This is a genomic window from Brevundimonas sp. (assembly GCF_023259385.1).
In the GTDB taxonomy this organism is placed as follows: Bacteria; Pseudomonadota; Alphaproteobacteria; order Caulobacterales; family Caulobacteraceae; genus Brevundimonas.
The window spans coordinates 13,467-31,219 of the sequence record NZ_JAHFPF010000003.1 but is presented as its reverse complement, the minus strand read 5'-3'; the positions used below and the strand labels follow the sequence as shown (position 1 = coordinate 31,219).

19 protein-coding genes are annotated in these 17,753 nt (G+C 68.6%); 8 read left to right on the top strand and 11 right to left on the bottom strand.

The window, feature by feature from the left end; all coding sequences use genetic code 11:
* The coding region (locus Q0C81_RS00400) for an MCP four helix bundle domain-containing protein (protein WP_291832216.1) at window positions 1-606 on the bottom strand (606 nt) is incomplete at its 3' end.
* A gap of 376 nt (window positions 607-982) precedes the next feature.
* On the opposite strand from Q0C81_RS00400, the gene Q0C81_RS00395 reads away from it, so the two are divergent.
* On the top strand, window positions 983-1,282 hold the full coding sequence (locus Q0C81_RS00395; protein ID WP_291832215.1) for a DUF1294 domain-containing protein: 300 nt from the start codon (window positions 983-985) through the stop codon (window positions 1,280-1,282).
* Between the two features lie 41 nt (window positions 1,283-1,323).
* On the opposite strand, the gene Q0C81_RS00390 is transcribed toward Q0C81_RS00395, so the two are convergent.
* Window positions 1,324-2,619: a dicarboxylate/amino acid:cation symporter gene (locus tag Q0C81_RS00390; RefSeq protein WP_291832214.1), complete on the bottom strand. Its 1,296-nt coding sequence runs from the start codon at window positions 2,617-2,619 to the stop codon at window positions 1,324-1,326.
* Between the two features lie 111 nt (window positions 2,620-2,730).
* Between Q0C81_RS00390 and Q0C81_RS00385 the strand changes: the two genes are divergently transcribed.
* The 4 genes from Q0C81_RS00385 to Q0C81_RS00370 all read left to right on the top strand — a co-directional run bounded on the left by Q0C81_RS00385 (window position 2,731) and on the right by Q0C81_RS00370 (window position 5,220).
* A complete protein-coding gene (locus tag Q0C81_RS00385) occupies window positions 2,731-3,393 on the top strand; it encodes a glutathione S-transferase (RefSeq protein ID WP_291832213.1) in 663 nt (220 codons plus the stop codon).
* A gap of 78 nt (window positions 3,394-3,471) precedes the next feature.
* A complete protein-coding gene (locus Q0C81_RS00380; protein ID WP_291832212.1) occupies window positions 3,472-3,660 on the top strand; it encodes a hypothetical protein in 189 nt (62 codons plus the stop codon).
* A gap of 103 nt (window positions 3,661-3,763) precedes the next feature.
* Complete coding sequence (gene greA, locus Q0C81_RS00375) at window positions 3,764-4,237, top strand: transcription elongation factor GreA (RefSeq protein ID WP_291832211.1); 474 nt, start codon at window positions 3,764-3,766, stop codon at window positions 4,235-4,237.
* Between the two features lie 50 nt (window positions 4,238-4,287).
* The gene (locus Q0C81_RS00370; RefSeq protein WP_291832210.1) at window positions 4,288-5,220 is read left to right on the top strand and encodes a mitochondrial fission ELM1 family protein; all 933 of its coding nucleotides are present in this window, start codon (window positions 4,288-4,290) and stop codon (window positions 5,218-5,220) included.
* On the opposite strand, the gene Q0C81_RS00365 is transcribed toward Q0C81_RS00370, so the two are convergent.
* Window positions 5,217-5,531: a hypothetical protein gene (locus Q0C81_RS00365; protein ID WP_291832209.1), complete on the bottom strand. Its 315-nt coding sequence runs from the start codon at window positions 5,529-5,531 to the stop codon at window positions 5,217-5,219. The two genes, Q0C81_RS00370 and Q0C81_RS00365, sit on opposite strands and share 4 nt — an antisense overlap.
* Before the next feature lie 69 nt (window positions 5,532-5,600).
* On the opposite strand from Q0C81_RS00365, the gene trxB reads away from it, so the two are divergent.
* The gene (gene trxB / locus Q0C81_RS00360) at window positions 5,601-6,611 is read left to right on the top strand and encodes a thioredoxin-disulfide reductase (RefSeq protein ID WP_291832208.1); all 1,011 of its coding nucleotides are present in this window, start codon (window positions 5,601-5,603) and stop codon (window positions 6,609-6,611) included.
* Window positions 6,612-6,623: 12 nt separating this feature from the next.
* On the opposite strand, the gene Q0C81_RS00355 is transcribed toward trxB, so the two are convergent.
* From Q0C81_RS00355 to Q0C81_RS00340, 4 genes are all read right to left on the bottom strand, one after another.
* Window positions 6,624-7,031 carry a response regulator gene (locus Q0C81_RS00355; RefSeq protein ID WP_291832207.1) on the bottom strand — a complete coding sequence of 136 codons (408 nt, stop codon included), beginning with the start codon at window positions 7,029-7,031 and terminating at the stop codon, window positions 6,624-6,626.
* A 104-nt stretch (window positions 7,032-7,135) separates the two neighbouring features.
* Window positions 7,136-8,659, bottom strand: coding sequence for a PAS domain-containing protein (locus tag Q0C81_RS00350; RefSeq protein ID WP_291832206.1), 1,524 nt, complete (start codon window positions 8,657-8,659; stop codon window positions 7,136-7,138).
* An 83-nt stretch (window positions 8,660-8,742) separates the two neighbouring features.
* On the bottom strand, window positions 8,743-9,882 hold the full coding sequence (locus Q0C81_RS00345) for a cell wall hydrolase (protein WP_291832205.1): 1,140 nt from the start codon (window positions 9,880-9,882) through the stop codon (window positions 8,743-8,745).
* 153 nt (window positions 9,883-10,035) lie between these two features.
* Window positions 10,036-10,515, bottom strand: a complete 480-nt coding sequence (locus Q0C81_RS00340) for a Dps family protein (protein ID WP_291832204.1) — start codon at window positions 10,513-10,515, stop codon at window positions 10,036-10,038.
* A gap of 187 nt (window positions 10,516-10,702) precedes the next feature.
* On the opposite strand from Q0C81_RS00340, the gene Q0C81_RS00335 reads away from it, so the two are divergent.
* The gene (locus Q0C81_RS00335) at window positions 10,703-14,344 is read left to right on the top strand and encodes a PAS domain S-box protein (RefSeq protein ID WP_291832203.1); all 3,642 of its coding nucleotides are present in this window, start codon (window positions 10,703-10,705) and stop codon (window positions 14,342-14,344) included.
* 45 nt (window positions 14,345-14,389) lie between these two features.
* Here the strand turns inward: Q0C81_RS00335 and Q0C81_RS00330 are convergent, their stop codons facing one another.
* Together Q0C81_RS00330 and Q0C81_RS00325 are read right to left on the bottom strand one after the other, a co-directional pair.
* Complete coding sequence (locus tag Q0C81_RS00330; RefSeq protein ID WP_291832202.1) at window positions 14,390-14,752, bottom strand: DUF6481 family protein; 363 nt, start codon at window positions 14,750-14,752, stop codon at window positions 14,390-14,392.
* 148 nt (window positions 14,753-14,900) lie between these two features.
* Complete coding sequence (locus tag Q0C81_RS00325) at window positions 14,901-15,086, bottom strand: hypothetical protein (protein ID WP_291832201.1); 186 nt, start codon at window positions 15,084-15,086, stop codon at window positions 14,901-14,903.
* Between the two features lie 489 nt (window positions 15,087-15,575).
* Between Q0C81_RS00325 and Q0C81_RS00320 the strand changes: the two genes are divergently transcribed.
* Window positions 15,576-16,607, top strand: coding sequence for a cell wall hydrolase (locus Q0C81_RS00320; protein ID WP_291832200.1), 1,032 nt, complete (start codon window positions 15,576-15,578; stop codon window positions 16,605-16,607).
* Window positions 16,608-16,610: 3 nt separating this feature from the next.
* On the opposite strand, the gene Q0C81_RS00315 is transcribed toward Q0C81_RS00320, so the two are convergent.
* Together Q0C81_RS00315 and nadC are read right to left on the bottom strand one after the other, a co-directional pair.
* Entirely contained in the window at window positions 16,611-16,826 is a 216-nt protein-coding gene (locus Q0C81_RS00315) for a hypothetical protein (RefSeq protein ID WP_291832199.1), read from the bottom strand.
* A gap of 76 nt (window positions 16,827-16,902) precedes the next feature.
* Entirely contained in the window at window positions 16,903-17,748 is an 846-nt protein-coding gene (gene nadC, locus Q0C81_RS00310) for a carboxylating nicotinate-nucleotide diphosphorylase (protein ID WP_291832198.1), read from the bottom strand.
* Between the last annotated feature and the right edge of the window lie 5 nt (window positions 17,749-17,753).

The following is a 17,753-nucleotide window of genomic DNA, read 5'->3' as shown; positions in this document are numbered from 1 at the left end:
GGTCACCGCCAGCACGCCCGCCGCGAACAGGGCGACGAGGCCCATGATCATCAGCGAAATCTGGAACACCCGCGCCGCGGCCGCGCCGTCCTCGCGGGCGACTCGGACCTGCAGATCGACCAAGGCCCCGATGCTGGCGCTGACGGGATCGATGGCGGGATAGAGTTCGGTCTCGACGAACTGCGCGAGCGCGGGGGCGTCTCCCGATCGCAGAATGGTCTCGAGCCGGGCGACCGCGGCGTTCGCGGCGGGCAGGCCCTCGGTCACGCTGGCGATCAGGGTCTCCTCCTCCGGCGTCATCTCCGTGGCGCTGTAGGCGTTCCAGTTCTGGGCGATGGTCGCCTTGGCGGCGGTGATGTCCTCCAGAGCCTTGGACGGGGTGATCGCGCCCGCGCGCGCCTTGTGCGCCGTATCGACGATGTTGACGGCGTACATGTCGCTGGCCGCCTTCAACTGCTGCATCGGGACGATCCGATCACCGATGATCGAGCGCATCCGGCCATCCACCATCGAGGCCGAGATCCAGCCGCTGAGGCCTATCGCCGTCATGCCGACGGCGAGGGCGCCGAGGCATGCCAGAAGGCGGGTCTTGATGGTCATCTTCATCGGGCGTCTCCCCTTGGGGTATCGCCAGGCGCGATGGAGCGGCCCGACGCGATCCCCATCACGCACCTCCGAATGTCACCGTTATTGATTAATCGAAGATCAATGTTTCCCCACTTCTGTGCACGCAAGGTGCGTGTGCAGTAACCAAGGCTCATCACGAAGCAGGTACAAATACGTATACGTAACAACAATAGGTAGTATTGTTGAAAATATTCTCCGATCTGCAACCCCAACGAGGAAACGCTCGTGTTGATCCCCAGACAACGCGGCGGAAACGCCCCCGGCCCGGTCGCTCCCACGCGCTCGGCGGCGCTCTGGCCGTGCTGATCGGCCTCGGGCTGTCCTCCCTGTCGCGGCGCGGGGGACCGGAGTCGCCTTGAACGTCGCCGCCTCGTCCGACTACGTGGTCCCGGCCCTGCTGATCGGGTTGGCCGGGCTGGAGGGCGCCGCCTTTCTCCTGTTCGCGCATGACAAGGCGGCCGCGCGCGAACACCGGCGCCGCGTCCCCGAACGGAGCCTGTTATGGGCGGCTGTGTGGGGCGGTATCGGGGCGTGGCTCGCGTGTCAGATGCTGCGCCACAAGACGCGCAAGGAGCCGTTCCGGACGCTCCTGGCGGCGGCGGTGCTGGTTCACCTGCTGGCGGTCGGTGCGGGGGTCTGGTGGATGTCGGGCTGAGTGGCTCGCCGAAGCAGGCGCCATCAGCGCCGCGCGCGCGCCTAGATCCCGGCGCCCGGCTCCGGGTCCAGATCCGCATCGCGGCCCTCGACGATCCGCGCGGCGGCCAGGTCGGCGGTGACGTTGCCGATGGTGCGGAAGATGTCGGGGATCACCTCGACCGCCAGCAGCAGCGGCAGCACCTGCACCGGCACGCCCATCGCCAGACAGATCGGGGCGATGGAGACGAAGAAGCTGACCTGACCGGGCAAGCCCACCGTACCCACCGACACCGCCAGCGCCGTCAGCCCGCCCGCGATCCACAAAGCCGGCCCCAGATGAATGCCATGCAGGTGGGCGACGTAGATGACCACGGCCAGGTTGGCGACCGGGCTGGTGATGCGGAACACCGCCACCGCCAGCGGCAGGACCAGACCCGCCGTCGCCGTGGACACGCCCAGGGCGGTGCGCGCCTGCTCGACCATGGCCGGCAGGCTGGCCAGCGAGGACTGGGTCGAGAAGGCCACGACCTGGGCCGGGGCCACGCCACGCGCGAACCGGCTCAGGCCGATGCGCCCGAACGGCACGGCCACGACATAGATCAGGATGATGAGCCCGACCTGGGCCAGCACCACCAGGGTGACGTAGTGGCCCAGCACGCCCAGCGCGCCGAGACCGGCGTTCAGACCCACGCCCATGGACAGGGCGAACACGCCGATCGGCGCGGCCAGCAGCACCCAGTGGACGATGACGATCATCGTCTCGGACAGGGCCTCGAAGAAGGTCACCAGCGGCGCGCGCAGGCGGGCCTCCAGCCGGGTGGTGGCGAACCCGAAGGCGATGGCGAAGACTACAATGCCCAAGATGGCGTCCTCAGCGGCCGCGCGCACGGCGTTGGGCGGCGCCAGGCTGGCCAGGAAGGCGGGCAGGCCGCCGCCGTGGGCGCTGCTGATGACCACCGAGGCGTCCGGCGCGCTGGACAACAGGGTGCGCGCGCCCTCCGGACTGATGGGCCACAGCATGTGCAGCCCCTCGGACGCGAGGAAGGCGTAGGTCACCGCGCCAAGCAGCAGCAGGCCGAACACCAGCAGCGCCTTCAGCGCCAGCCGCCCGGTCGAAGCCGCATCCGCGATGGAGGCGATGCCGGTCACCAGCAGGCTGAAGACCAGCGGAATGATGGTCATCTTCAGAGCGTTGAGCCACAGGGACCCGATGGAGGCGATCAGCGTCGCCGTCCCCTCTCCGCCCGGCAGGCCCCAGGCCTGCGCCGCGGCGCCCGCGAACAGGCCGGCCAACAGGGCGATCATCACCCAGAGGCTGAGGGATTTCAGGGCGGAACGAAGTCGGGAAACGGCCATGCGGTGAAGCTAGGCGGGGTTTACGCCGGACGCCATCCATCTTGTGCGTTCGCCTCTGGACGGACGCGGCGTCAACACCGCACAACAGTGATCCTCTGACGGAGCCCGGCCATGATCATCGTCCACCATCTGAACGACTCCCGCTCGCAGCGCGTGCTGTGGCTGCTGGAAGAGCTGGGCGTCGAGTATGAGGTCAAACGCTATGAGCGGAACGCCCAGCGGCTGGCCCCGCCCGAGCTGCGCGCCATCCATCCATTGGGCAAGTCGCCGGTGATCCAGCACGACGACATCATCGTCGCCGAGACGGGCGCCATCGTCGAATACCTGCTGGAGACCTTCCCCGACCCGGGCCTGAAGCCGCCCGCCGGCACGCCCGAGGCCCGGCGCTACACCTACTGGCTGCACTATGCCGAGGGTTCGGCCATGACGCCCCTGCTGCTGAAGCTGATCTTCAGCGTCGTCCCGCAACGTTCGCCCCTGCTGATCCGCCCCATCGCCCAGGGCATTTCGAAGAAGGTCGGGGCCAGCCTGATCGACCCGCAGATCGCCAACCACATGGCCTACTGGGAAGCGGAACTGGGCAAGGGCGAATGGTTCGCGGGCGACCGCTTCAGCGCCGCCGACATCATGATGAGCTTCCCGCTGGAGGCCGCCGGCTCTCGCGCGCCGTTCGGACCGAAGATGGCCAGGGCGAAGGCCTTCCTCGAGCGCATCCACGCCCGACCCGCCTATCAACGCGCCCTGGAACGCGGCGGTCCCTACGCCTACGCCTGATCTCCTGACAGAAATGACACAGGCGTGGGTGATCGCTCGGCGGGCGAAACCCCGGGGCGCGGGCCGCGTTAACGATTCATGCGCCTGAAGACCGTCCAGATCATCGCCGCCCTCGTCGCGGCCCTCGCCTTCGTCCTGGCCTTCATCGCCGCGGGCGTCCTTTTGCTCTCCGGCCTGTTCATGGTCGTCGGCCTCGCGGCCGTGGCCTGGCTGGCCTGGAGCCTGATCCGGCAGGTCCGCAAAACAGCGAGCGCGACGCGCCCTTGAACCTTTGGGCTTGGCGCCCTACCCTCTTGGGCCGGTCGCGTGCGCCCAGCGACCTCTGTGCCGAGTAGTCTGTCAGTCGGGCGAAGCAAGAAACTCACGACATATGGAAAAAGTGCCGATGACGGCCGAGGGCTACCGTGTCCTCGACGATCAGCTTAAGCAATTGAAGTCGGTCGAAAGGCCGAGCGTCATCGCGGCCATTTCGGAGGCTCGCGAACACGGTGACCTGTCCGAAAACGCCGAGTATCACGCGGCCAAGGAACGGCAGGGCTGGATTGAAGGCTCGATCGCCGACATCGAGGACAAACTGTCGCGCGCCCAGGTGATCGACGTGTCCAAGCTGTCCGGCAGCCAGGTGAAGTTCGGCGCCACGGTCACCGTGGTCGACGAGGACACCGAGGAAGAGGGCCGCTATCAGATCGTCGGTGAACACGAAGCCGACGTGAAGGCGGGCAAGATCTCCATCGCCTCGCCGATCGCCCGCGCCATGATCTCGAAAGAGGTCGGCGACGTGGTCGAGGTCAACACGCCCGGCGGCGTGAAGGCCTATGAGATCCTCAAGGTCGAGTGGAAGTAGGCTCGCAAAAGCCTCTTTCGATCCGGGTCGTCTCTGACGGCCGGGTCGGCATGGAAAATCAGGCGCTGGGGTTGGCGGAAGCCCTCCAGCGCCTTTCGCCGTCTGAAATCACCGTCCGACGCGTGCGGTGGCGCAAGGTCTTCGACAAGCTGCCGTCTGCCCTCAAGGCGCCGTGGATGCTGGACCCCGCCTTGGACGATCCCTTCCCGGCGACCGGCGAGGCCTGGCCGGACGTGTGGATCGCCACCGGCCGGGCGACCCTGCCCCTGTCGCTGATCGCCAAGCGCCGCTCGGGCGGGAAGACCTTCGTCGTCCAGACCCAGGACCCGCGCTGGCGCACCGGCGACTATGATCTGGTGGTCGCGCCCCGGCATGACGGGATCGAGGGGTCGAACGTCCTGTCGATCACCGGCTCGCCGCACCGCATCTCCGCCGCACGGCTGGCGGAGAGCGCGGCGGCCTTCGCCGACCGACTGGATCCCCTGACCCGCCCGCGCGTGGCGGTGCTGATCGGCGGCAAGTCCCGCGCCCACGACCTGCCCGAGGCCCATGCCGCCGACCTGGCCGACCGCATAGCCGCGGCGATCACGGCGGCGGGCGGGTCGCTGATGCTGACCTTCTCGCGCCGTACGCCCGATGCGGCGAAGGCGGCGATGACGGCGCGGCTGTCCCACCTGCCGGGCCTGATCTGGGACGGGACCGGCGCCAATCCCTATTTCGCCTTCCTGCAGGCCGCCGACCACATCCTCGTCACCGAGGACAGCGCCAACATGGCCGCCGAGGCCGCCTCGACGGGCAAGCCGGTCCACATCCTGCCGATGATCTCGCTGAAATCGACTGACAAGTTCGCCCGCCTGCACGCCGACCTGCGCGAGCGCGGCGCGGCGCGGCCGTTCGACGGCGCGCTGGCGGGCTGGAGCTATGAGCCGCTGGCCGAGACCGACCGGGCCGCGCGGATGATCCTGGAAAAGCTGGGGCTTTAGTCCCCGCCGCCGCCACCGCCGCCGCCATCGGAACCGCCACCGTCGGAGCCGCCGTCCGAACTGTTGTCATGACCGTCACGGTGGCTGTCGGCCGGATAGACGGTCCCGCTGCTGTCCGAGCCGTCCTTCTTGTTCTTGTCCTTCGCTGCGTTCACGGCGCCCATCAGGGCGACGCCCAGGCCCGCGCCGATGGCGACGCCGAGGCTGAGGCCCAGCGCGAGATTGTCGGTCGCCACCCCGATCGCCGTCCCCATGCTGACGCCCATGGCGATCCCGAGCGGCAGGAAGGCCGCGCCGTTGTTCTTCTTCATCCCCGACTCCCTTGATCCGAGCCCACCCTAGCCATCGCGGAATCCGGAATCAGCTCTTAAATAGGCGCCATGAGCACTCTCCGTACCGTCCGCGTCGCCATCATCGGTTCCGGCCCCGCCGGCTGGACCGCCGCCATCTATGCGGCGCGCGCCATGCTGCAGCCCGTCGTGATCGCGGGCCTGCAGCCCGGCGGCCAGCTGACCATCACCACCGACGTGGAGAACTATCCCGGCTTCGCCGACGTCATCCAGGGCCCTTGGCTGATGGAGCAGATGCAGAAGCAGGCCGAGCACGTCGGAACCGAGGTCATCCACGACATCGTGGTCAAGGCCGACCTGTCGCAGCGCCCGTTCCGCCTGACGCTGGATTCCGGAACCGAGATGCTGGCCGAGACGGTCATCATCTCCACAGGCGCCCAGGCCAAGTGGCTGGGTCTGGAGAGCGAGCAGAAATATCAGGGCTTCGGCGTCTCCGCCTGCGCCACCTGCGACGGCTTCTTCTACCGCAACAAGGAGGTCATCGTGGTCGGCGGCGGCAACACCGCCGTGGAAGAGGCGCTGTTCCTGACCAATTTCGCATCCAAGGTCACCGTCGTGCACCGCCGCGACGAGTTCCGCGCCGAGCGCATCCTGCAGGACCGCCTGTTCGCCCACCCGAAGGTCGAGGTGGTCTGGAATAACGCTATCGACGAGATTCTGGGCGAGACCAACAGTTTCGGCGGCGTCAACGTCACCGGCGCGCGGATCAAGAACGTCGAAACGGGCGAGACCCGCGACATCACGGCTGACGGCGTCTTCATCGCCATCGGTCACGCCCCGTCGTCGGAACTGTTCGCCGGCCAGCTCGAGACCAAGCAGGGCGGCTATCTGGTCGTGAAGCCGGGCACCGCCGCCACCGCCATCGAGGGCGTCTGGGCCGCCGGCGACGTGACCGACGACGTCTACCGCCAGGCCGTCACCGCGGCGGGCATGGGCTGTATGGCCGCGCTGGAGGCCGTGCGTTTCCTCGCCGAGGAAGACCACGCCAAGGCCCACCACCCGATCACGCACAAGGAAGCGGAGAAGATCGGGGTCTGGTAGGCCCCGCTCGGATCAGCCGAACAGCTGCAGCCCAGGAGGGGCGTATTCGATCGGCTGGCCGGTGCGGCGACGCAGGGCGTAATCGACAGCCGTCTGCACCGCGCGCTCGTCCGTCGGCTTCGACAGGACGCCGATGGTTCCCGCCACGCCGTTGCGCACCATGCCCGGGTTGGCCGTCATGAACAGGACCGAGACCCCCAGGTCCTGACCCAGCTCGCGGCCCAGCTCGACCCCCGTCGGCCCGTCCGACAGATGGATGTCCACCAGCGCCAGATCGACCTCGGTCTCGCGCACCAGGTGGCGGGCGGTCCGGGCGTCCGACGCCATGCCCACCACCTCATGGCCCAGGTCCTCCAGCACGTAGCGGAGCTCCACGGCGACGAGCGCTTCGTCTTCAATGATAAGGATACGGGCGGTCATCAGGCAGTGCGGAACACGGACTTTCACAGATAGGTTCGCGTACATCTTTGGGACGCGGACAGGGGGAACGCACAGGTCGTCAGCAGGTTTCAGGCCAATGTCCGTTACCGGACATCCAGAGCCGCCCTTCGACGAGACAGGGCCGTTGCGGGAAGATCCGCGACCACACACAGGCCGTCCGCCGCCCAGTCCCGGTCCAGCCGCCCGCCCAGCTGTCCCTCGACGGACAGGGTGGCCAACGAAGAGCCGAAGCCTGAATGTTTTGGCGGTCCCGCGACCGGCGGCCCGCCGTGCTCGCGCCAGGTCAGGATAAAACGCGCACCCTCGTTCCGTGTCTCAAGCTCGACATGGCCGCCCTCGACCGACAGGGCGCCATACTTGGCGGCGTTTGTCGCCAGTTCATGGAAAAGCAGAGCCACGGAAGTCGCGGCCTGGTCGTCGAAGGTGGCGTCGTCGCCGCTCAGCAGGACCCGCGCGGCTTCGTCCGATCCGGCGTAGGCCTTGAACAGGTCGGCGAGGAAGGCGTGCAGGGTCATCGTTCCCACGGTGGGCCGGGAGGTCTCGGTATGGGGCCGCACGAACTCATGGGCGCGGGCCAGCGCGTTGATCCGCGTCCGCAGCGCCGTGGCGAAGGCCTTGGCCTCGGGGAACCGCCGCGCCGACAGGGCGATCAGGGCCGAAACGACGGCGAAGATGTTCTTGATGCGATGGCTCAACTCCTGGCTGAGCAGCTCCTTGGACTGCTCCATCCGCTTCAGGTCGTCGATGTCCGTACAGGTGCCGAACCAGCGTACGATCTCGCCGCTCTCGTCGCGGATCGGCATGGCCCGGCCCAGGGTCCAACGATAGACGCCCGATCGATGCCTCAGCCGGTACTCGATCTCATAGGGTTCGCCCGTCGTCAGCGACTGCCGCCAACGGGTCCAGGCCCGCTCCTGATCGTCGGGGTGGAAGATGTCGTTCCAACCCTCGCCGTCAGTCGAGCCCTCCGGCACACCGGTGAACTCGTACCAACGGGCGTTGTAATAGTCGTGGAAGCCGTCCGGCAGGGTCGACCAGACCATCTGCGGCATGGAATCCGCGACCGCCTGGAACTGGGATTCGGATTGCTGCCGCTGGCGTAGCGCCCGGCGCAGTTCCAGCTGGGCCATGACCTGGGCGGCGAGCACCTCCAGCGCCTCAAGCTGCAGGGCCGTCGGCCCCTCGTGCCGGACCCGGGTGTCGAGAACGCACAGGGTGCCGATCGGCAGTCCTTCGGCGGATTTCAGCAATTGGCCCGCGTAGAACCGCAGGCCGCTTTCGCCCGTCACCAGCGGGTTGCAGGCGAACCGCTCGTCGGCAGTGGCGTCCGGAACGATCATCCGGTCCTGCTCGAGAAGGGCGTGGGCGCAGAAGGAGGTGGCCAGCGGCGTTTCCCGGACGCCCAGCCCCACCTCGGCCTTGAACCACTGCCGCTCCTCATCGATCAGATTGACCACCGCGATCGGCGCATCGAAGACCCGGGCGATCAGGGTCACGATCCCGTCGAATGCCGGTTCACGCTCGGTATCGAGAACATCGAAGGCGCGAAGCGCCGCCAGACGGTCGGCTTCGGTCCAGACGGGCGATGGATCGGAAGGAGCTGACAAGCGAACCTCTGACGGCGCGCGCACGGCGCACGGCTCATATCAATGCGATTGGCGGCTCAGCGTTGCAATGACGACCGAGATCATCAGGACGAGGGACGACCGACTTCCTCGACATCCATGGGCGTCACGCCGGGCGCGAGGGGTGTGGGCGCAGCCGCGGCGGGAGCTGGGGTCTCGAACGCGGCCAGCCGCTGGTTGATGACGGCGATGTCCTGCGCCGTGGCCTGGCGACGACCGCCCAGCGAGGTGACGCCCACCACACGGGTCTGGCCGTTGATCTCGACCGTGCGCATGGCGCTTTGACCATTGGCGGCGGCCAGGGTCAGGGCGGCGTCCGCCTCGGCCACGGTGGTCGCGTCGGGAATCTGGATGCGGGGCTTCGAGAAGCGCGCCTCATCGATCAGCGGCTCACGCCCGGCATAGGCCTGACGGAAGGCCGCCGGTTCGCCGTAGACGCCCTTCCAGCGATAGAAGATGTGCGCCCCGATCTGGGTCAGCTTGTTCAGCGTCGGGGCCCACCAGGGGTGGACGTAGTCGGCGTGATAGTGGGTCGCCGTGCCGACCCTGGTCGAGACGTAGCCGGCCAGCGCCCGGTCCGCGACCTTGCGCGCCCGCTCCCAGGCCCAGGCCACCGGGGCCTGCCCCAGAGCGCCGTCGCAGGTGAAGCTGAACTGGCAGCCGGTGGTCCGCTCGGCGCCCTCGAAGACGACGCCGCAGACGGTGTTGGCGTAGTTGGGGTCGCGCACGCGGTTCAGGATCACCTGGGCGACGCCCTCCTGGCCCTCGGTCGGTTCCAGCGCCGCCTCGTAATAGATCGCCTGCGTCAGGCAGCGTTGGGCGCGGCGGCGATCTTCAGCCGTGGCGGGACGGAAGATGAAGGGCTGGGCGGCGCGCAACAGCCCCGACGTCGTCGGCGTGGCGGCGTTGAGGCGCATGGCGTCCAGGCCGGTCTCGCCGAAGTCCAGCGTCGGCTTGCCCGCCAGCGTCAGGCTCTCCCACCCCGGGGTCAGGCCGTAGAGGGCCGCGCGGCGCAGCGAGGGATCGAACCGCTCGGCCAGGGCCAGCTGCGACGGCGTCATTCGCCCGGCGATGGCGCTTAGCCCCTTGTCGGACAGATCGCCGCCGGTCAGCTGGCGCACCGCTTCGACACGCCGGTCGATTTCGGGACGGGGGGTCGAGGACGCCGCCATGGCCACACCGAAAACGGCCAGCACAACGGGCACGGCCGGCCCCAGCCGTCGCGCCGCCTTCACTGCCGAGGTCAGGGTCGTCCTGTTCAGCGTCCGTCTCCAAAGCGTCCGATCACGGGACCGGAGCAAGGTTCATGCCCACGAAGGGCGGCGCTTTTCGGGCGGAAAAGCGCCGTTCGACCAGCCTTACCGGCCGCCCAAGGTCGAGCGCAGCATCCAGGCGAACTTCTCATGCGCCGCCAGACGCTGGGTCAGCAGGTCGGCCGAGGCCTCGTCGCCCGCGGCGTCGGCCACCTCGAACGCCTTGCGGGTCGTGGCGATCAGGGTGTCGTGGTCGCCCAGAAGTTCCTTGAGCATCGGGCCGGCTTCCTTCTCGGGATCGCCGTCCTTGATCGAGGTCAGGTTGCCGAAGCCGGAGAAGCTCTGCGGGGCCAGCACGCCCAGGGCGCGGATGCGCTCGGCGATGTCGTCCAGCGCGGCCCAGATGTCGCGGTACTGCTGTTCCAGCAGATTGTGATAGCCGAAAAACTCCGGCCCGCGGACATTCCAGTGATAGCCGTGCGTCTTGAGATAAACCGCGAAGCTGTCGGCCAGAACCTTGGTCAGTTCCGTCGCGACGTCATTGCGTTCGGTTTTGCTCAGGCCGGTGTCGATGGTCACGGTCATGGGGAGATCCTGCTCAGAAAGGCTGTAAGGTCGGCGATACAATTAGGCGCCCGGACGACCGCGGCCAAGTCCGACCTTAGGCGTCCTTGATGACACAATGGGATATATAGGGCGTTCGGGAACGCCCTTGGCGAGAAAGCGTTGCAGTCTGTCGCGCTGATCGACAGCCGCGCAGGGATGAAACGGCTTGGGGGCGGACAGGTTCTTCAGACAACTCGCGCTGGCCCAGCCGGGGCGCCCCGGTCAGGCGATCCTGACCGGCCTGCTGTGCGGCGCCGCGGGACTGGCTGTCCGCGCGATGCTGCAGCCCCTGTTCGGCGGCGCCAGCGGCCTGACCGTGCTTCTGCCGGCCGTCCTCATCGCCGCCCTCTGGGGCGGCCGGTTCGCCGGCTACGCCGCCATCATCGTCAGCATCGTCGGCGCGGTCGCCCTGACCCAGCTGGCCGGCGGCCTGATCGCGTTCAATGCGACCAGTCTGGCGGTCGGCGTGGCCAGCTTCATCTTCGCCGGTCTGTTCGGCACGGTGCTGGGCGCCTCGCTGCGCTCCACCCTGCGCGATCTGGACGACACCGTCAGCCGCCTGCGCGCCTCTGACAGCCTGGTCGACGAAACCACGTCCGAACTGCGCGCCATGGTCGAGCAGGCGTCCGCCGGCATCGCCCGCGTCGGACTCAACGGCAAGATTATCAGCAGCAACGCCCGCTTCGCCGAGATTCTCGGCCTGAGGCCCGACCAGGCCGTCGGGATCACCACCGGCGACGTGACCCACCCCGACGACATCGCCCTGACCAGGAGCGCGCTCGACGCGGCCCGCGCGGGCGGCGACGGCACGATCGAGAAACGCTACCTGCGGCCGGACGGCTCGACTGTCTGGGCCCTGACCAGCCTGCGCGCCCTGACCTCCCCCACGGCCGAGCCGATGGGCTTCATCGCCGTGGTCGTCGACATCACCGCCGCCAAGGCCGCCGAGGCCGCGCTGCGGGAAAGCGAGAGCCGCTTCCGCCTGATGGCGGACACCGCGCCCTCGCCGGTGTGGATGACCAACGCCCACGCCGAAGTCGAATTCGTCAACAAGGCGCTGGTCGAGTTCTACGGCCGCCCCGCCGAGCACATTCTGGGCTCGGTCTGGCGCCAGAGCGTCCATCCGGACGACGTGGCCGAGATGACCGCCGTCATGGAGGTCGCCCGGCCGGGCCATCATCCCTACGGCTTCGAGGCGCGCTTCCTTCGCTTCGACAACGACTGGCGCTGGATGCGGATCGCGGTCAATCCACGCTTCGACGCCGCCGGCGCCTTCCTGGGCTACGTCGGCATGTCGTTCGACATCACCGAAACCCGCAACGCCATGCAGGCTCTCGAGGCCCAGGAACGCCGCCAGACCTTCCTGCTGTCCCTGACCGACCGCCTGCGCGACCTGACCACGCCCGACGACATCATGGCCGAAGTCGAACGCTCGCTGGGCGACGAACTCGGGGCCGACCGCGTCGGCTATGGCGAAGTCGACCAGGAGCGGGGTCTGGTGTCGATGAGCCGGGACTGGACCACGGGGGCGGTCAGCGCCCAGGGCCAGTTCAGCCTCGGGGAACTCGGCGCCGACCTGATCAGCGACCTGGCCGAGGGTCGGCTGATCCGTATCGCCGACGTGCGCAAGGACAAGCGGACGCGCGGCGCGCTCCAGGCGTTCGAGCGGCTGGGCACCCGCGCCCTCATGCGCGCGCCTCTGCATCGCGGCGGGCGCCTGCGGGCCTTCCTCTACGTCCATAACTCGACGGTCCGGGAATGGACCGACGCCGAGGCCAAACTGCTGCAGGAGGTCGGGCGCCGCACCTGGACGGAGATTGAACGCGCCCGCGCCGAGGGCGCCGTGCGCGAGAGCGAGGAACGCTTCCGCGCCATCGCCGACACCGCCCCGGTGCTGATCTGGGTCACGGGCGCCGACCGGGTGCGCGAGTTCGTGAACCAGGCCTATGTCGCCTACAACGGCGGCTCCTACGAGGAGGCTCGGCTGGCCGACTGGCGCGCCGTGATCCACGTCGACGACCATGAACGGATCATCCAGGACTCCATCGCGGGCGAGGCCACCGGCCAGCCCTTCTCGATGGAGGCCCGCTACCTGCGCCATGACGGCGAGTACCGCTGGCTGAAGTCCTTCTCGCGCCCGCGGCTGGACGCCGACGGCGAGGTCATTGGCTTCGTGGGCGTCGCCTTCGACGTCACCGACATCCGCGAGGCTCAGGCCCGACTGACGGAGTCCGAGACCCGCTTCCGCACCGTCGCCGACAGCGCCCCGGCCCAGATGTGGATGACCGACGAGACCGGCGCCGTCGTGTTCGCCAACAGGCGCTACCGCACCTTCTTCGGCGTCCGCCGTGACGAGGACCTGCAGGCCAACTGGGCCGCCACCATGTCCGCCAACGGACTGGAGGCCTTCCATTCCGGCTTCCTGACCGCCCTGGCGCAGCGCGACCGCTATGAAGGGATCATGGAGATCGTGCACCCGCAGATGGGCCGCCGCTGGCTGCGCTGCGAGGGCATCCCCCGCTTCGACGGCGCCGGCCATTTCCAGGGCTACGTCGGCGCCAACATCGACATCACCGAGGCTCGGCAGGCCGAGGAAGACCTCAAGCGCATCAACGAACTGCTGGAGGAGCGCGTCAGCGAAGCCATGGCCGAGAAGGCCAAGGCGGAGGCGGACCTGATGCACGCCCAGCGCATGGAGGCGGTCGGCCGCCTGACCGGCGGGGTGGCGCACGACTTCAACAATCTGCTGACCGTGGTCATCGGCGCGCTGGACATGATGCTGCGCTCGCCCACCGACCTGGCCCGCCAGAAGAAGCTCGGCGAGGCCGCCCTAGCCGCCGCCCGCCGCGGCGAAGGCCTGACCCACCAACTCCTGGCCTTCTCGCGCCGTCAGGCCCTGCGGCCCGAATCTCTGGACCTCAACGGCCTGATCCGCGAGAGCGAGCCCCTGCTGCGCCGCGCCGTGGGCGAGGCCGTCGAGTTCAAGCTGAAACTCCGTCGCGGCGGGGCGCGGGTGAACGTCGACCCGTCCCAGTTCGAGGCGGCCCTTCTCAATCTGGTCGTCAACGCCCGCGACGCCGTGGGCGACAAGGGCGGCCGCATCACCGTTCAGACGCAGAGCTGCAAGGTCCGTGGGGGCGACGTGCCGGAACTGCCGGCGGGCGACTATGTCTGCGTGACCGTGTCGGACAACGGCTCGGGCATCGACCCGGAGGTGATCAGCCGCGTGTTCGAGCCCTTCTTCACCACCAAGGCCATCGGCAAGGGCACCGGCCTGGGCCTGAGCCAGGTCTACGGCTTCGCGCGGCAATCGGGCGGCGGCGTGCGCATCGCCTCCACGCCGGGCCGGGGCTCCGAAATCCGTCTCTACCTGCCGCCGCTGGACCGGCTGAGCGAGCTGGAGACCGTCGAACGCGGCATATCGCCCTATCCGCAGGTCGCGACCCGCCGCATCCTGCTGGTCGAGGACGATCCGGGCGTGGCCGCCATCGCGCTGGATCTGCTGACAGCCATGGGCATGGACGTGGCGACCGCCGACACCGGCCCGCGCGCGCTGGAGATGCTGCAGGTCGAAGGCTTCGACCTGATGCTCAGCGACATCGCCATGCCCGGCGGCATGACGGGGATCGAGCTGGCGCGCGAATGTGCGAAGAAGTGGCCGGACATGCGGATCGTCCTGACCTCGGGCTATGCCGGCGAGGATGTGGACGAGGCCCTGTCGGACGCGCCGTGGCCGTTCCTGCGCAAGCCCTATTCAGGCGCGCAACTGGCCGACATTCTGGGGCAGGTTCCCGCCCGAGCGGAGTGACGCCCGCGACCGCCTGACGGGCGACCGCGGGTGTTCGTCAACAGATCAGCGCGAGCGCGCCTTGCGGGCGGCGTAGCGGGCGTCGCGCGCGGCCTTCTGCTCTTCCTTGGTGAGCTGCTTGCGCTCCTTGCGGGCGGCGCGCTTCTCGGCGTCGACAGCTTCCTGGGCCGCCATCTGCGCGGCCAGACGCGCGGCGTCCTTCTCGGCCTTCTCGCGGCGTTGCTCGGCCTTGGCCAGCTCGTGCTGCTGACGCAGGGCTTCCTTTTCGGCGGCGCGCTTGGCGGCGAGCTTCTCGAATTCAGGGTCGGGGGCGGCGGCCTTCGGCTTGAACTTGGCGAGCAGGGCCTTCTTGGCCTCTTGCTGGGCGGTCAGGCGATCGGTGAAGCCGGTTTGTTTCAGATCTCTCATGCGTGGAGTTGTCGTATCCTTGATCGATTGTCAGATGCGCGTACGCCGGAGCGAGCGTGGCTCAGCCCCGGGCGGGTCCGCTAACCCCATATGGGCGCGAAAAGCAAGGTTGCGAGGGCGGATGAACACATCCGCCCCGCTCAGTGTGTCACTTGGGGCGCTCTGCGTGACCCACGGCAGCGCCCGCCGCGCCGCCGACCGCAGCGCCGACCGGACCGGCCACGACGGCGCCGGCGACCGCGCCCGTGGCGGCCTTCTGTTCAATGGTGTGCCCACAGGCGGCGGCTCCCGCGGCGAGGGCGGCGACGGCGAATACGGTGGCGATACGGCGCATGATGGTTCTCCTGTTCGGTTCATCAAACGTCAGCGTCGCCGTGAGGGTTCCACGCTGTAACCGGAAGTCGCACGCCATCCCGACCCACCGCGCGATAACAGACCAACCCCATAGGAAAGACTAAGACTGACAACGCGCCCGGGCCAAAAGGTTGAGATAGCGAAGACAAATACAGTAGAAGCCACATTAACTGGCCCCATGTAGTCTGAGTTAACCCCCTTTAACCGACAGACTTCACTGCGGACATCGCGCGATGTTGCGCCGCACCCAATTCTTGCGAATCAACCACATTGGCGCCACAAACGGCTGGCTTAAGGCGCGTCCTTCGATTTCCGCTCATTCGCCGAACATCGAAACTGCTGCAGCCGGTCCGCGATCCTCGCATCGCCCGGCGGCGAGACTACCCGGGGGCGGCACTGCGCCCTGCCGAACAGGACCGAGCCTTTGTCGAAACCGTCTCAGACGCGCGCGAACCCGACTGCTGAACACGTGGCCCGCATCCGGCCCGGTACGGCGGCGGCGATGTTCGGCGCTCTGGTGGGATTGGCTGTGGGCGGCGCCTATCTTGGCGGCGCGGCGGCCAAGGCTTCGACTGTGCAGGCCCAGGCTGAACGTATCGACGGCGCGACCTCCGCCGGCTTCACCGAGGAAGCCCTCGCCGCAGCGGCCGGCGGCCTGGACGAAAGCGCGCTGACCATCGCGCGCCGTCACGACCCCTATACCGTCGCCGGCCCGACCCAGCGCGACCGCCAGGCCGAACTGCTGACCGCCCGTCTGGAACAGCTGCGCGGGAACGCCCCGCTGCGCGCCGACGGCCTGCGTCAGGTCAATCTCTCGGCCCCCATCGCGGCCCAGCCCTTCCGCCTCGGCGGGGCCCTTGAAGCCTCGCGCGATCTCGATTGCCTGACCCAGGCCGCCTATTACGAAGCCCGCGGCGAAGGCCGCGACGGCATGCGCGCCGTGGCTCAGGTGGTTCTGAACCGCGTTCGCCACCCCGCCTTCCCCAAGACCGTTTGCGGCGTCGTCTTCCAGGGCGCGGGCCGTCAGACCGGCTGCCAGTTCAGCTTCACCTGCGACGGCTCGATGCGCGGCCGCGTCAACCGGGGCGCCTGGGACCAGGCCCGCGCCATCGCCTCCGCCGCCCTGTCCGGCTCGGTGTTCGGCAGCGTCGGCAACGCCACCCATTTCCACACCACCGGCGTCGCGCCGCAGTGGCGCAATTCCCTGATCCGCGTGACCCAGGTCGGCGACCACCTGTTCTACCGCTTCGGCGGCCGTTCGGGCGCCAGCGGGGCCTTCTCCTACGCCGCACGCCGCTCGACCGCCGCCGACGCCGCGCCGCAGCTGATCCAGGCCAGCCTTGATCCGACCGGCCCGGCGCGTGACGTGGGCGCCGTCGCCTACAACCTGCTGATCGCCCAGGAAGGCCGCGCCGCACCGCAGGCCGAAACGCCTGCGCCGGCCGCTCCGGCGGTCACCGCCGCCCCGGCGCCTGAAGCCCCGGCCACGCCCGCCGCCTGATCCTCAGCGCTCCTGGACCTTCCAGTGGGTGGTCAGGTTCTGACGCAGGTTGCCGAACCGGCCCTGCTCATCGAGATTCACATCCGCATCGCCCGGCTGGCCCGACTGGGCGCCGGTCTCGAGGTCGCGACGGTCGGCCTGTTTGGCGTCGTCAAGCGGCTTTCCGCCCCGGTCAGCGAAACTGCGCTGTTCCTTGGGAATCCTGGGGGCGTGGGTCATTTGAAGTCTCCTTCCGTATCGGGAAGAAAACCGTCCTGCGCCCGGGTCGTTCCGTAGCGAGGTTCGCCGGACGGCCTCAGACCGCGTCCAGACCAATATCCAGCGACGGCGCGGAGTGGGTCAGGGCGCCGACCGAAATCACGTCCACGCCGGTCTCGGCGATGGCGCGCACGGTCTCCAGATTGACCCCGCCCGAGGCCTCCAGCGTTACCCGCCCAGCCGTCCGCGTCACGGCCTCGCGCAGCATCGGCAGTGTGAAGTTGTCCAGCATGATCACGTCAGGGCGTTCAGCCAAGGCTTCGTCCAGCTGGTCCAGCCCGTCGACCTCGACCTCCACCTTCATCAGATGGCCCGCCGCCGCCTTGGCCCGCCGCACGGCCTCGCCGACCCCGCCGCAGACGGCCACGTGGTTGTCCTTGATCAGGATCGCGTCATCCAGTCCGAAGCGATGATTCAGCCCGCCGCCGCACAGCACGGCGTGCTTCTCCAGCGCGCGCAGGCCCGGCGTCGTCTTGCGGGTGTCGGCGATGCGCGCCTTTGTCCCGGAAACGGCATCGACATAGGCGTGCGTCAGGGTGGCGATGCCGCACAGCCGCCCCAGCAGATTCAGCGCCGTCCGCTCGGCCGACAGGAAGGCGCGGGCGTCGGCCTCGACCTCGGCCAGCACCGCGCCGGCCTCGAAGGCCTCGCCGTCGCGTAGTTTCAGCTCGACCGACGCCTTGGGGTCCATGGCCAGCACGGCCAGCCGCACGCAGTCGATTCCGGCCAGCACCCCGGGCTTGCGCGCCGCGAAGACCGCCCGCATCCGCGCGTCTTCGGGAATGCAGGCCTTCGCCGTCACATCGCCCGCCCGGCCCAGATCCTCAGCCAGGGCCAGTCGCACCACGGGCTCGATCAGCAGGTCAGGCAGGGTCGGGATCATGGGAT

What these genes read in the sequence shown, in the direction of transcription:
- Q0C81_RS00390 (WP_291832214.1), bottom strand. Translation starts at nt 2,619, where the DNA reads ATGGCCGTTTCCCGACTTCGTTCCGCCCTGAAATCCCTCAGCCTCTGG.
- Q0C81_RS00385 (WP_291832213.1), top strand. Translation starts at nt 2,731, where the DNA reads ATGATCATCGTCCACCATCTGAACGACTCCCGCTCGCAGCGCGTGCTG.
- Q0C81_RS00380 (WP_291832212.1), top strand. Translation starts at nt 3,472, where the DNA reads ATGCGCCTGAAGACCGTCCAGATCATCGCCGCCCTCGTCGCGGCCCTC.
- greA (WP_291832211.1), top strand. Translation starts at nt 3,764, where the DNA reads ATGGAAAAAGTGCCGATGACGGCCGAGGGCTACCGTGTCCTCGACGAT.
- Q0C81_RS00370 (WP_291832210.1), top strand. Translation starts at nt 4,288, where the DNA reads ATGGAAAATCAGGCGCTGGGGTTGGCGGAAGCCCTCCAGCGCCTTTCG.
- Q0C81_RS00365 (WP_291832209.1), bottom strand. Translation starts at nt 5,531, where the DNA reads ATGAAGAAGAACAACGGCGCGGCCTTCCTGCCGCTCGGGATCGCCATG.
- trxB (WP_291832208.1), top strand. Translation starts at nt 5,601, where the DNA reads ATGAGCACTCTCCGTACCGTCCGCGTCGCCATCATCGGTTCCGGCCCC.
- Q0C81_RS00355 (WP_291832207.1), bottom strand. Translation starts at nt 7,031, where the DNA reads ATGACCGCCCGTATCCTTATCATTGAAGACGAAGCGCTCGTCGCCGTG.
- Q0C81_RS00340 (WP_291832204.1), bottom strand. Translation starts at nt 10,515, where the DNA reads ATGACCGTGACCATCGACACCGGCCTGAGCAAAACCGAACGCAATGAC.
- Q0C81_RS00330 (WP_291832202.1), bottom strand. Translation starts at nt 14,752, where the DNA reads ATGAGAGATCTGAAACAAACCGGCTTCACCGATCGCCTGACCGCCCAG.
- Q0C81_RS00325 (WP_291832201.1), bottom strand. Translation starts at nt 15,086, where the DNA reads ATGCGCCGTATCGCCACCGTATTCGCCGTCGCCGCCCTCGCCGCGGGA.
- Q0C81_RS00315 (WP_291832199.1), bottom strand. Translation starts at nt 16,826, where the DNA reads ATGACCCACGCCCCCAGGATTCCCAAGGAACAGCGCAGTTTCGCTGAC.
- nadC (WP_291832198.1), bottom strand. Translation starts at nt 17,748, where the DNA reads ATGATCCCGACCCTGCCTGACCTGCTGATCGAGCCCGTGGTGCGACTG.